Origin of the sequence: uncultured Flavobacterium sp., from assembly GCF_963974175.1 — a bacterium.
GTDB lineage: Bacteria > Bacteroidota > Bacteroidia > Flavobacteriales > Flavobacteriaceae > Flavobacterium.
In genome coordinates, this window is record NZ_CAXBBR010000008.1 from 56288 (window position 1) to 68853 (window position 12566).

Annotated in this window: 12 protein-coding genes and 1 riboswitch; of the genes, 6 read left to right on the forward strand and 6 right to left on the reverse strand. The window is 35.1% G+C overall.

The features are described 5' to 3' along the window. Positions 1-79 precede the first annotated feature (79 nt). On the forward strand, positions 80-1525 hold the full coding sequence (locus tag AAC069_RS12955; RefSeq protein WP_339920882.1) for a S41 family peptidase: 1446 nt from the start codon (positions 80-82) through the stop codon (positions 1523-1525). A 79-nt stretch (positions 1526-1604) separates the two neighbouring features. On the opposite strand, the gene AAC069_RS12960 is transcribed toward AAC069_RS12955, so the two are convergent. The 3 genes from AAC069_RS12960 to AAC069_RS12970 form a co-directional block, all read right to left on the reverse strand. Further along, a complete protein-coding gene (locus tag AAC069_RS12960) occupies positions 1605-2678 on the reverse strand; it encodes a DUF5074 domain-containing protein (RefSeq protein ID WP_339920883.1) in 1074 nt (357 codons plus the stop codon). Between the two features lie 4 nt (positions 2679-2682). Beyond that, positions 2683-4509 (reverse strand): TonB-dependent receptor, encoded by a 1827-nt coding sequence (locus AAC069_RS12965; protein ID WP_339920884.1) that lies wholly within the window; start codon positions 4507-4509, stop codon positions 2683-2685. 30 nt (positions 4510-4539) lie between these two features. After that, a riboswitch (cobalamin riboswitch) is annotated at positions 4540-4744 on the reverse strand. Between the two features lie 92 nt (positions 4745-4836). Next, positions 4837-4962: a hypothetical protein gene (locus tag AAC069_RS12970; RefSeq protein WP_339920885.1), complete on the reverse strand. Its 126-nt coding sequence runs from the start codon at positions 4960-4962 to the stop codon at positions 4837-4839. A 111-nt stretch (positions 4963-5073) separates the two neighbouring features. Here AAC069_RS12970 and AAC069_RS12975 point away from each other — a divergent pair, with 111 nt between their 5' ends. From AAC069_RS12975 to AAC069_RS12990, 4 genes are all read left to right on the forward strand, one after another. Further along, positions 5074-6210, forward strand: coding sequence for an ABC transporter substrate-binding protein (locus AAC069_RS12975; protein WP_339920886.1), 1137 nt, complete (start codon positions 5074-5076; stop codon positions 6208-6210). A gap of 52 nt (positions 6211-6262) precedes the next feature. Next, the gene (locus tag AAC069_RS12980; protein ID WP_339920964.1) at positions 6263-7243 is read left to right on the forward strand and encodes an iron ABC transporter permease; all 981 of its coding nucleotides are present in this window, start codon (positions 6263-6265) and stop codon (positions 7241-7243) included. 28 nt (positions 7244-7271) lie between these two features. After that, positions 7272-8057, forward strand: coding sequence for an ABC transporter ATP-binding protein (locus AAC069_RS12985; RefSeq protein WP_339920887.1), 786 nt, complete (start codon positions 7272-7274; stop codon positions 8055-8057). Between the two features lie 184 nt (positions 8058-8241). Then, a complete protein-coding gene (locus AAC069_RS12990; protein WP_339920888.1) occupies positions 8242-9093 on the forward strand; it encodes a hypothetical protein in 852 nt (283 codons plus the stop codon). A 40-nt stretch (positions 9094-9133) separates the two neighbouring features. Here AAC069_RS12990 and AAC069_RS12995 read toward each other — a convergent pair whose 3' ends face one another. The 3 genes from AAC069_RS12995 to AAC069_RS13005 all read right to left on the reverse strand — a co-directional run bounded on the left by AAC069_RS12995 (position 9134) and on the right by AAC069_RS13005 (position 11935). Continuing rightward, complete coding sequence (locus AAC069_RS12995; RefSeq protein ID WP_339920889.1) at positions 9134-10741, reverse strand: class I SAM-dependent methyltransferase; 1608 nt, start codon at positions 10739-10741, stop codon at positions 9134-9136. 113 nt (positions 10742-10854) lie between these two features. Continuing rightward, positions 10855-11307: a tRNA (cytidine(34)-2'-O)-methyltransferase gene (locus tag AAC069_RS13000; RefSeq protein WP_339920890.1), complete on the reverse strand. Its 453-nt coding sequence runs from the start codon at positions 11305-11307 to the stop codon at positions 10855-10857. Positions 11308-11368: 61 nt separating this feature from the next. Continuing rightward, on the reverse strand, positions 11369-11935 hold the full coding sequence (locus tag AAC069_RS13005; protein WP_339920891.1) for a pseudouridine synthase: 567 nt from the start codon (positions 11933-11935) through the stop codon (positions 11369-11371). Between the two features lie 168 nt (positions 11936-12103). Here AAC069_RS13005 and AAC069_RS13010 point away from each other — a divergent pair, with 168 nt between their 5' ends. Next, complete coding sequence (locus AAC069_RS13010) at positions 12104-12481, forward strand: hypothetical protein (protein WP_339920892.1); 378 nt, start codon at positions 12104-12106, stop codon at positions 12479-12481. Positions 12482-12566 lie beyond the last annotated feature (85 nt).

The following is a 12566-nucleotide window of genomic DNA, read 5'->3' on the forward strand; positions in this document are numbered from 1 at the left end:
TTATTTTTGTTACAAAAAAAACTGAAAATTAAAACTAAAGATACTATTTTTACGTTCATTATATAAATTACCCGAATATATGAAACCTACACTCAAATTTGCGCTATTACTTCTTTTAGTAGTTTTTTCTTTCCAAAGCTGTCAAGATAATGATGATACTGCAGCACCTATAAACCTGGAAGTACAGGATTTTATTTGGAAAGGACTAAACCAATATTATTTATGGCAACCAGATGTGCCTAACCTATCCGATGACCGCTTTGCGTCACAAGATATTCTAAACGTTTTCCTACGAGGATATCCAGTTCCTGAAGAATTATTTGACGCGCTAAGAGTCGATAAGTCTATCGATAGATTCAGTTGGATCGTAGATGATTATTTGGAACTTGAAGGCGCACTTCAAGGAATCACAAAAAATAGTGGTATTGAGTTTGGATTAGTTTACAAACCAGGAAGCACTACAGATATTTTTGGATATGTTCGCTACATCATCCCAGGATCAGATGCAGCAACTAAAGACATTAAACGTGGAGCCATTTTTTATGGTATTAATGGAACCCAACTTACCATAAGTAATTATCAGTCTTTATTAGCTAATGATACTTTTACTTTGAACCTTGCTGATTACAATTCAGGAGCCATTACACCTAATAATAAAACCGTTGCTTTAACGAAAACGGTAGTGTCTGAAAACCCAATATTAATCAATAAAGTCATCACTAATGGGACACATAAAATTGGTTACCTATTGTATAATGGATTTTATGCGGATTATGACAATCAATTAAACGATGCTTTCGGCACCTTAAAATCACAAGGAATTACTGATTTAGTACTAGATTTAAGGTATAATGGAGGTGGATCAGTACTTTCCGCTACTCGTCTAGCCAGTATGATTACAGGACAATATACCGGAAAAGTTTTTGCAAAACAGCAATGGAATCCAAAAATCAACAGCTACTTTGAATCTAATAATCCAGAAGCGCTAAAAAATAACTTTACAGATAAGATAGGAACCACTGCAGTAAACAGTTTGAATCTAAGCAAAATTTATATCCTTACCACAAAAAGCACGGCTTCAGCAAGTGAACTTGTAATCAATGGTTTAAAACCTTATATGACTGTAGTTCAAATAGGAGATATCACGACAGGAAAAAATGTTGGATCGGTTACCTTATATGACTCCCCTACTTTTGGTAAGGACAACAGAAACCCAAATCACCGTTATGCCATGCAGCCTATTGTTTTAAAAATTGTAAATGCAGCAGGTTTTGGAGATTACTTCAACGGACTAACACCTGATTACTCGTTAAAAGAAAATTACGGGAATTTGGATATCCTCGGAAATTCCACCGAACCATTATTAAGCACTGCTATAGGAAAAATTACAGGAACAGGTAAAATGCTGAAACAAAGTCCAGACAAAGACTTCAACTATTTTAGTGACACAAAATCATTGAATGGTATACAAAACCAAATGTATTTAGAAAAAGCACCTGAAGGTATCTTGAAAGCCTTGGAATAATTCATCTACGGTAAACATAAAACTAAAAAAGGCTTTCATCACTGAAAGCCTTTTTTAGTTTTATTAAACAATGAATTATCTATTCATTAAAATAGAATCCTGCAGGAATAACTCCTACTGTATAACTTTTATTTAAAGTTCCTGTTGTTGAATAAACATATACTTTCCCGTTCGAACTATAATCTACGGCATCGCCAACATAGATTGCATTATTCTTTACCGCAAAACTATACACCCCATAAACACCTTGAGCTGTTGTACTGAAAAGTGCCGTAGTAGGTAAAGTTGTTGCACTTACATTAGTTTTAAAAATATCAGCACCCACAGTATAGTAAACATCATTACCTTCAATATCTAAATTAGAAGGATGTGTCGCAGCAGCAAAATTAACAGTACTACTTACCGTATTATTAGCTAGGTTAACTTTTACCAATTTTCCAGCAGTTTCTGAAGCAGCATAAACCGGTTTACCACCACAAACAACATATAAGTTTCCATTATTTACTTCTAATGAATTAGGAACATCTCCAACTTCAATCGTTGCAGAAACGGTATTACTATCTGTATTAATCACTGATATCGTTTTACCGTATCCATAACCTCCTTGATGCGCTACATATATCTTGTTGTTGTATTCTAAGATTCTTTCAGGACCTTCAACTACAGGAATTTTACTGCTAACTAAATAGGTAGACAAATTAACAACCGCAACATAATCATCTGTTGCACTTCCTCCATTACCCCAGTTTGTAACATACCCTTTTCCATTTGCAAAAGCAATGAATCTAGGATTACTTAAACCACTATCAATAGTAGCCACATGTACCATAGTATAACGGTTGATGACTTCAATTTTATTCGAATAATTTAAAACTACAAAGGCTAAATCATTATATAAACCAATATCCTGACCCGTATCTCCCAAAGTCTTTCCCGGATTAACCAATGAAAAAATATTGTTCTGAAAAGTAACATAATCATTTGAAACATAAGATAGGGAAGCATCTCCATGTCCAAAGCCACCTTGATTTAAAATCAACACACCATTATCATAAGCACCAAGCGGAGCTTCGATTTTATCATCATCTTTATTACATGATGCAAAGAAAAATGGGCTTAATAAAGCCAAGAGTACAACTTTTTTGAAATTCATTTTATTATAGTTTAAAAATTAAATTAATGGAATAATTCCTTCCAGGCATAGGCCTTGAGGCAACACTTTGATATTTTTCGTTTAGAATATTTAAGGCTTGAAAACCCGCTTTAAACATTTTATTTTCACCAAACTCATAGTTAAAACCTAGATTGGTTACCTTATAATCTTTAAGTTCATAAAAATTATCGGTAGAAGTAAACACCTTACCATTGTACAAAAACTGACAGAAAAATGATGCGTTTTTATAGGAATAAGATAAACTGGATGTAAATTTATGGTAAGGCACGTAAATGAGTTGGAACTTGGTTTCCTCATTCTCAGAAACAGTATAAGCATAATTGCTATTCCAAATAATTGCGTGATTCCCTATTTTTTTATCGAAAGTAAAATTAGATTCAATCCCGTAAGTAGTTACTTTCTTAGTGTTTTCAGGTTGCCAAATACCTGAAGAATTGGGTTTCCAACTAATCAAATCGTTAATTTTATTCAAAAAAGCAGTTGCCGAGAATCGAATGGTCTGAAAACGAATTTCTTGCCCCAGTTCATACTGATACGCATTTTCAGGTCTTAAGTCAGGATTACCTCCCTGTTGCCAATACAAATCATTGAAAGATGGGATTCTAAAATTACGGGAAGCATTAATTTTTATATTATAGTTTTTAGTGACATCATATTTAGCACCAAAAGAATACAAGAACGGACTATCGTAGGTATTAGTAATTTCTTTTCGCAAACTCAATTCGTAACCCAACTTCTCCAATAGCTGATGCTTCATTAATAAAACACCCGAAGCTACCTGACGCTTTTTTGACAATAAATCAGAACCATCGCCTGTAGTTTGTGTAAAATCAATAATAGAATTCAGATCTATTTTTGAATTTAATCTATAGGACAAATCATGCTTGACAATAAAAGTTTCCGCTTTTCCGTGTGAAAAAAAAGTCTCATCCTTATCTTCAAAATATTTATATTTTTCGGTTAGAAAAGCCACTTTAACTTTTGAGACAAAGGAACCATAAAAGCCATCCCACTCTATTAAATTACGTGTGTTTAAATCTAAATACTTACTTTTTGAAGGCGCTGTTAATGTTCCCGAAAAATGTCTTTCTCCATCAAACAACTGACTGTAAAACTTTATAATGTTCTTAGTATCGAAACGATAGCCAACATTCAAATTATAACTCGAATTTTCATATTGCCCATTTTCATTTTTCTTGGTCGTTCCTAAATACTCATAATCATTATCGGAACTATTTCTTGAAAGACTAAGCTGACTGCTCCATTTATCATTTGACGCTACCAATCTGTAATGGGCGCCAAAAATATTGAAACTACCGTATTGCAATTTTACTTCGTTTGAAAAGGTGTTTTTAAAATCAAGTTCATTGTTCAAATGGATACTTCCACCTATCGCACTTGTGCCGTAAATAGCGCTTCCTCCACCTGCACGAACAACAATCAAATTAAAATCCTGGGTGGTTATGGTATTAAAATCAGTTTGCCCTAAAAGTTGTGAATTGATATTTATTCCGTTCCAGATTACCGCTGTTTGCTGGGCTGTGGTTCCTCTAAAAGAAGGCGAAGAAACCATTCCTTGTCCGTTTTCTTTAAAATAAATAACGGTATTATAATTTAAAAGAGACGTTAGCGATGCTTGATTTTTAGTAATAATCGAATCATTGAGTTGCTGAACCGATTGTGTATTGGAGAATTTCTTCAGTTGTGAGTCAGAAATTTTTACTTCTTGCAATGAAATAGTATCCTGTTGCGCCGAAATCAATTGGCACAAAAACAAAAAACAAGATAAAAACAGTTTATTTATAGTCATAATTTCTGAACCCTTTTTCCCGAAAGTTCGATATTCGTTAAGAAAAAAGGCAGGTCTCCTGGCTTGCGTCTTGTTGTTTACCTTCCCATTTCGTTTTGATGACGAGACAGTGGTTTTGTAGATAACAACAAGCTTGATAGCTTACAGTTGCGGGAACAGCTTAGGTTTTGAACCTAATTCCCTTTTAATGTGATTTAAAAACAATGAAATCACAACCTCAATTCGGGCGCAAAGATAGACTAATTGAATGATTTTATAAGAAACTTAATAAAATTAAAAGTATTCCCATTAAATAAAAAACATAATAACCTCTGAATTAGCAAATTATTATGATTCCTTATCCTCCTCATTCTTTTTAGCTAACTTATAAACCAACCAGGCTAAACCAACAACAAAATGCAATATGATAATCCCTGCAACAACATAAATAAAGGTATTTGAACTGTCTCTCATGATTGCTTTTTTTATAAAATTACTTGTCTAATATTGAAAAAAATGTATCAAATATCACACAAGATTATTTTTATTAAAACAAAACAATACTTTTGTAAAAAAATTAGATTTATGAAATTCGTCAAAAACACCCTATTCCTCTTTCTAATTTCTTTGTTGTTTATCCAATGTAAAAAAGAGACCAATCAGGAAACAAAATCAGCGCTAAAAAATGAAATCCAATACGCTAAAGGATTCGAAATCTATAAATATAACGGTTACTCAATAGTTAAAATCACCAAACCTTGGCCTGGAGCCAAAGAAAATTTCACTTACGTTTTACAAGAAAAAAACGGAATCGTTCCAGACAGCTTAAAACAGTTTACCACGATTCAAATCCCTATAAAATCCATTGTTGTAACCTCCACTACTCACATCCCTTCATTGGAAATGTTAGGTGTTGAAAACACACTCGTTGGCTTCCCCAATACCGATTATATTTCTTCCGAAAAAACCCGAAAACGAATTGATGCGGGACTGGTAAGAGAAGTGGGAAAAAATGAAAATCTAAATACAGAAGTGCTAATTGATATGCAGCCAGAATTGATTGTTGGCTTCGGACTAAACAGCAGCAATCCTTCTTTAGATCTTTTACAAAAAAGCGGTTTAAAAGTCTTATTTAATGGAGACTGGACGGAACAATCTCCTCTGGGAAAAGCAGAATGGATTAAGTTTTTTGGCGCTTTATACGGGCTGGATTCTAAAGCGAATTCGGTATTTAGCGAAATTGAAAGAGAATACAATTCTACTTTGGCTTTAGCAAAAAAAGCAACACAAAAACCAACGGTTCTAAGTGGTTCTATGTTCCAAGATCAATGGTATGTGCCTCAAGGCGAAAGTTGGGCTTCTCTATTTCTAAAAGACGCACAAGCCAATTATTTATGGAAAGACACAAAAGGCACGGGAAGCGTTTCCTTGCCATTTGAGGTCATTTTAGAAAAAGCACAGCAAGCAGAATTCTGGATTGCTCCCGGTGATTTTTCTTCTTTAAAACAAATGAGCGACAGCAATCCTCATTATAGCGAATTTGAGTCATTTAAAAATAAAAAAGTATATTCGTATGCCTTGAACAAGGGGGCAAAAGGAGGTATTCTATATTTCGAATGGTCTCCTACCCGTCCGGACTGGGTTTTAAAAGATTTGATAAAGATTTTTCATCCCGAATTAGTACCAAACCACACGCTTTTTTTCTTTCAGAAATTAGAATAAATTGAATCAGACAAATCGAAATACCGTTCTCTTTGCAATCCTAACCATTGGAATGGTTTGCTTGTTTTTAATTAACCTCAGTTTAGGATCTGTTTCTATACCCTTAAAAGAAGTCTTTAACAGTCTTATTGGCGGAACTACAAGCAAACAAACCTGGCACTATATCATCGTTAATTATAGATTACCAAAAGCCATTGCCGCCATATTAGTGGGTATGGGACTTTCAATTAGTGGCTTATTGATGCAAACCTTATTTAGGAATCCGTTGGCTGGGCCGTACGTTTTAGGACTGAGTTCAGGAGCCAGTTTAGGTGTTGCAGCAGTAATTCTTGGAGCAGCATTTTTACCGGAATCCCTTGCCACTATAATGCTGTCCTCCTACGGAGTCGTATTGGCTTCAAGCCTAGGAAGTTTTTTGGTTTTAATGGCCGTTTTGGCTGTGTCCTATCGGTTGCGGGACACGATGGCGATTTTAATTGTAGGGCTGATGTTCGGAAGTTTGACAAGCGCTATTGTGGGAACACTGACTTATTTCAGTACCGCTGAACAGCTACAAAAATTTACCTTTTGGTCTTTAGGAAATTTAGGGAATCTATCCTGGACATCTATTGGCATTTTATTCGTTTGTGTACTAATTGGACTCTTTCTAAGTCTTTTCAGTATTAAACCGTTAAACGCGCTATTGTTAGGAGAAAATTATGCCCGTAGTTTAGGATTAAATTACAAAAGAACAAGACTTATTATCATTTTTGCCACTAGCGTTTTAGCAGGTAGTATCACTGCTTTTGCTGGCCCGATTGCTTTTATAGGACTTGCGGTTCCACATATTGCAAAATTAGTCTTCCAGACCAGTAATCACACGATTTTGTTTTGGAGTACTTTACTTTTTGGCGCTAGCATCATGCTTATTTGTGATAGTATTTCACAAGTTCCCGGCGGAGATATCACACTGCCGATTAATGCGGTTACTTCTGTTTTTGGAGCGCCGATTGTGATTTGGTTATTGGTTAGAAAACGAAAAATGATTGGATAATTTTCTAAAAAAACTTTTATTCCTATAAATGATTAGCACGAAAGACATACTTACTACATCAAATCTGAGTATTGGTTACAAAACCAAACACTCTGCGATATCCATTGCCGAAAACCTCAGCTTGAACTTACAGGCCGGAAAACTAGTTGCTTTAATTGGTGCCAATGGAATTGGGAAATCAACTTTATTGCGAACAATTACAGGGATTCAGAAACCGCTTTCGGGAACTATTTTACTTAATGGGAAAAACATACATGAAATAGATGCTCTAACGGTAGCTCAAAACCTAAGTGTCGTACTAACCGAAAAATTACCTCCTAGCAATTTGACTGTTTTCGAGTTGATTGCTTTAGGAAGACAGCCGTATACTAATTGGATTGGAAAGCTTACTGAAACTGATATTGCAAAGGTTAACGAAGCCATGGAACTGACTCAAATCAGTCATTTGGCAACCAAAAAACATTACGAAATTAGTGATGGTCAATTGCAAAAAGTATTAGTTGCACGTGCATTAGCACAAGACACACCGCTAATAATTTTAGACGAACCCACTACCCATTTGGATTTATTACATAAAGTAGCGCTTTTCAAACTCTTGAAAAAACTCACTCAGGAAACGAATAAATGCATTCTGTTTTCAACTCATGATATCGATATGGCCATACAGCTGAGTGATGAAATGATCATTATGACTCCAGAAACTGTTGTCCAAGATGAGCCTTGCAATTTTATTTCCAAAGGAACTTTCAATACCCTATTCAAAGACGAACATATTGTTTTTGATTCAAATAAAGGGAAGTTCGTGATTGTATAATCATTATTTTACCTACAACATTCAGAATTAAATCACAAACAGCAATCAAAAGCTAAAAAAAACACAAAAACTACTGTATATCAATATGTTAAATATTGATTTTGTACTTTTACTTGTGTTAAATTCAGTTCCCTCCAGATCAACTTATCTACATTATTAAAACAATATTTTAACAATTTTAGTTATGGAAAATCTGTTTACTTTATCAAAAAAAATGATTCTATTGGGGGCATTTCTTCTCCTCTATTCCTGTAGTTCGGACGAAATGGTTAATAGTGATTTACCACAAAATTCCCCTCAGTTCGTAACATCTAAAAAAACTAGCGATAAGCTTAACGTATTTAAAGGTCCAGAGGTTACCGTAGGATATGGAAAAGTACGTTCTTGGATTAGTATGTATTCTAATGGTTTTCCTCATGAGATAGGAATCGAAATGACGAAAGACGCCTTACTTAATCCTGAAAGAGATAAAAAGAAATCTCCTGCTGCAGGCGCCACAATAAATATCCCTTTGCATTTAAAAGCAACACAAGCTACTCCTTTTGATCACATTGGACTCAATTGGAATCCTCATGGTCATGAACCTGAAGGCGTTTTTAATGTCCCTCACTTTGACATTCATTTTTACATGATTTCAATTGCAGAACAATTAGCAATACCCGAATGGTCTCTAAGTACAGATGCTGCATTTAATCTTTATCCTCCTCTTGGTTATTTACCGGCAGATTATTTTACCCCTCCCGGCGCAGGTACAGCCGAAGGTCAAATGGGAAAACACTGGCTTCCTGTAAACTTAGTTGATTATTTACCCTTTTCAAAAATTATGATTTATGGTTCCTATAATGGAAAAGTAAATTTTATCGAACCGATGATAACTACAGAATATTTACTCTCAAATGAAGAAGTAAGCCTAAATTATTCTCAGCCCGAATATTTTGAAAAAGCAGGGAACTATCCAACGAAGTATAACATATATCATGATCAGTCTACCGGGAAATTTTATATTACCCTAAGTGATTTTGTGGCCAGAAATTAAAACAAATGAGGAAGAATATCTTCCTCATTTGCTTCTATCATCACCTTCCTTTCAATAAATTAATGCTTACAGTAGCACTATTCGAATCCGGGAATCGTTTAAAATACTGAGTATCGGGATACAATCCTGCTTCGGCAGCTACTTTATGCAAAACGGGGATTTCCACGATATATTGATCTGAAAAACCATGAGTGGCATCGTACGCTGTTGCGGCGGTCTTTCCAAGATTGACAGCTGTTACACTGGGTGGAATGGTATGTAATTCTATCATCAGTAAACCAAAATTCCTAACGTAAGGTGACCATTTATTAAAATGTTCTACTAAATTATCTTCTACTAAATTAGTACTTACTCGCTTCCCTCTGTGGGCAAAAGCCCCAGTGGACTGACTTACTCTATCCTTAGTCCTATTTTTTGGTTCTTCCCAAATCCTGTTGTGGTCTAGAAAAGTTCGCACATTTAATAGATCTTTTAAATCAATCTCATAGTTTTCCATTAAATCTTCCGCCAACAAGTCGGGACGACCAATGTCTCCCCAAATAACTTTGGCCCAAATATCAGCTTTAATCAAATTAGCCCGAGTCACTTTTAGAGCTGCTTGATTATAATCGGCACCCACAAGAAATAACGGATAATCATCAAGCATTCTTCCTCTTAACGTTTGTCTTTCGATTACGGTGAAGACATGTTCTAAAAATGCTCCGTTTCCGCAACCCATATCCAAAATTCCTTTTGGCTGGTCTTCTATAGGTAAATTAAATAATTTTATTATGATTTCATCTACTACTTTGAAATAGGTTTCATGAGCGCCACCACTTCCCCAAACGTTCATTTCACGGTCTACATGAGCCTCATCTTGGCCTTCGGCAATCGCCCTTAAAATAGCAGCATTACCAAAAAGCAAATCGTCCATTTTACTAAAAGTTGGCAAATAAGAGACCGTCACACCATAAGCCGCAGCTCTTTTTGCAAAAAACAATCCCGTTTCCGTGAATTGATAATTTCCGTTCTTTTGAGTAAACCAGCCTAAATGGGCAAAGAAATCCAATATGATTTTGAAGTTTTCGGGGGACTTATGAAATTCTTCGGGGCGAAAAGATATCTCCATAAAATATTTATGGAACATCCCGTTCATGCCTAATCGCACCAAAGTGGGACCAACCAATGCGCCCTCAATATGCGTTAAAACCTGATCTTGTATCTCTCGCTCTAATGGGTCATTGGAGAATTCAACCGCATACTTTTTTTTATATTTTTCAAAAATCACCCGCAACCGCTCAAAAGGAGCCTCATCAAATAACCGAGGATGGAACTGCATCGAGAACTGTAATAAATCCACCACGTCTTCATACAAATGAAACAAGGAAAAAGCTATTTCACTTTTTTCCGTAATTGTAAATTTAATTTCGTCTGTAGCATTATTGATATGATAATGGAGAAATCCTTGGGAACATAAGACTCGTAAGCCTACATTTAGATAGCCTTCGTTTGCCTTAAAATGAGAAGTAAGTTCATCGAGTGTGGCTTCCTTTTTATCAAGTAAAAAAGATAAAACTCCTTTTTTATGCAGGGAATAAGCCACCGGAGCAGTCACTAAACCATCTAAATGTCTGAAAATTGTACTTCGTAGAGAGACTTTATCGATCATAAAAAGGAAATTTTTAAATGAGTGCTATTTGCTAAAGATACAAATGCGGTACTCAAATATATAAAATTCCTTGGTAACAATACGATTCCTTTACAACTCCTAGCGATAAGGTCTTACTTGAGCATAATCTGTCTTTTGGCCTCACCGATAACAAAAGCAACCGAATTAGCAATATTGAAACTCCGAATCAAATTTGACATTGGGATTTTTAGATGATTTTCGAATTGTCCCAAAACTTCCTCACTTAGTCCTTTGCTTTCTTTTCCAAAAACCAACCAATCTCCGTCTTGAAACTCTATCTCCAAATAAGATTTTTCAGCATGAGAACTCATTAAGAAAACACGTGAAGCATCTGGAATTTGAGCAATCCACTCGGCTACATTTTGATATTCGGTAACATCAAGATGCACCCAGTAATCCAATCCGGAACGTTTCAAGTTTTTATCATTAATTACGAAACCAAATGGATGAACCAAATGCAAGCGACTTTCAGTACCTACGCACAATCGACCAATATTTCCTGTGTTATTGGGTATTTCGGGCTCAACTAAAACTATATTTAACATTTAAAAAGATTTAAGATTGATGATTAACGATTTTTGCGATTGACATTGACTTTGATTTTTGCTATTGTAAATTTTCAACTTCAATAACTTCTCCAGATTGTAAATCGTCTAAGTAAACATTTCCTATTCGCACACGAACTAGCCTAAGAGTGGGAAATCCGACAGCAGCTGTCATTTTACGTACTTGACGAAACTTGCCTTCATTTACCGTTATCGAAGCCCAGGAAGTGGGTCCATGACGTTCGTCTCTTATTTTTTTACCTCTGGCTCCAAAAGCAGGAATATCAGTTATCAAAAAAGCATCACATTTTTTAGTGATGTACTTGGTTCCATTGAAACCTATTTCGACACCAGCCTTCAGTTTATCAATCGCTTCCTGATGAATAACCCCATCTACTTGTACATAATATTCTTTGTCTACTTTTTTAGATCGAATGATTTCACTCATCATCCCATCCGTGGTCAACAACAACAATCCTTCCGAATCTTCGTCTAGACGCCCTATCGCCATTGTTCCTTTTGGAAAATTGTACAACTCGCCTAAAAGTTTCTTTTTTCGTTTCAATTCATAGATAAACTGACTTAAATAGCCGTAGGGTTTGTGAAGGATGAAATGCTGATGGGACATTGACTTTGTTTGATTTTATAAAACGCAAAGATAACATTGTTTTATTAGCATATAAATTTCAATGACCTACATTTTAACAATCTAAAGGCTATGTTAAATGATTTACTTTTATCGTCAAAAAGCTGTAATATTATACTTCTAAAATAATAATCACTTAAATTTTACATCATGGAAAATAAAGATATAAATTCAAAAAAAGACCACGATAAGCAAAACACAAATGAAGCTTTTAGCGGAAAACACATGGCTGATAAAGAAAAAATACAAGATTCTATTCTTACTGACGAAGTAGAAATTGATGCCGAAGGAAATAAAGTAATTGTACAAAGAGCCCGCAATGTTGATGGGTCAGTTGCTCATATTCCCGATGAAGAACGTACATGGAATGAGAATGAAAGCTTAAGCCGAGGAGTTGCTACTGAGGAGGAAGCTATGAAAACAGTGGAAAATGAAGACCTAAACTCAGACATAACCGCCAATCGCTATCCAACCTCACATCCTGATAATCACAAAGACCGAGGGAATATGAAATTAGATGATGAATAAGGCCTATTAAATCATTTAAAAAGCCAATAAAAACAATCGTTTTTATTGGCTTTTTTTATTTTCTGATTAATAAATTTAGTACTGA

Excerpts from the sequence above, each read along its gene's own strand:
- AAC069_RS12955 (WP_339920882.1), top strand. The coding sequence starts at position 80 with ATGAAACCTACACTCAAATTTGCGCTATTACTTCTTTTAGTAGTTTTT.
- AAC069_RS12960 (WP_339920883.1), bottom strand. The coding sequence starts at position 2,678 with ATGAATTTCAAAAAAGTTGTACTCTTGGCTTTATTAAGCCCATTTTTC.
- AAC069_RS12965 (WP_339920884.1), bottom strand. The coding sequence starts at position 4,509 with ATGACTATAAATAAACTGTTTTTATCTTGTTTTTTGTTTTTGTGCCAA.
- AAC069_RS12970 (WP_339920885.1), bottom strand. The coding sequence starts at position 4,962 with ATGAGAGACAGTTCAAATACCTTTATTTATGTTGTTGCAGGGATTATC.
- AAC069_RS12975 (WP_339920886.1), top strand. The coding sequence starts at position 5,074 with ATGAAATTCGTCAAAAACACCCTATTCCTCTTTCTAATTTCTTTGTTG.
- AAC069_RS12980 (WP_339920964.1), top strand. The coding sequence starts at position 6,263 with ATGGTTTGCTTGTTTTTAATTAACCTCAGTTTAGGATCTGTTTCTATA.
- AAC069_RS12985 (WP_339920887.1), top strand. The coding sequence starts at position 7,272 with ATGATTAGCACGAAAGACATACTTACTACATCAAATCTGAGTATTGGT.
- AAC069_RS12990 (WP_339920888.1), top strand. The coding sequence starts at position 8,242 with ATGGAAAATCTGTTTACTTTATCAAAAAAAATGATTCTATTGGGGGCA.
- AAC069_RS12995 (WP_339920889.1), bottom strand. The coding sequence starts at position 10,741 with ATGATCGATAAAGTCTCTCTACGAAGTACAATTTTCAGACATTTAGAT.
- AAC069_RS13000 (WP_339920890.1), bottom strand. The coding sequence starts at position 11,307 with ATGTTAAATATAGTTTTAGTTGAGCCCGAAATACCCAATAACACAGGA.
- AAC069_RS13005 (WP_339920891.1), bottom strand. The coding sequence starts at position 11,935 with ATGTCCCATCAGCATTTCATCCTTCACAAACCCTACGGCTATTTAAGT.
- AAC069_RS13010 (WP_339920892.1), top strand. The coding sequence starts at position 12,104 with ATGGAAAATAAAGATATAAATTCAAAAAAAGACCACGATAAGCAAAAC.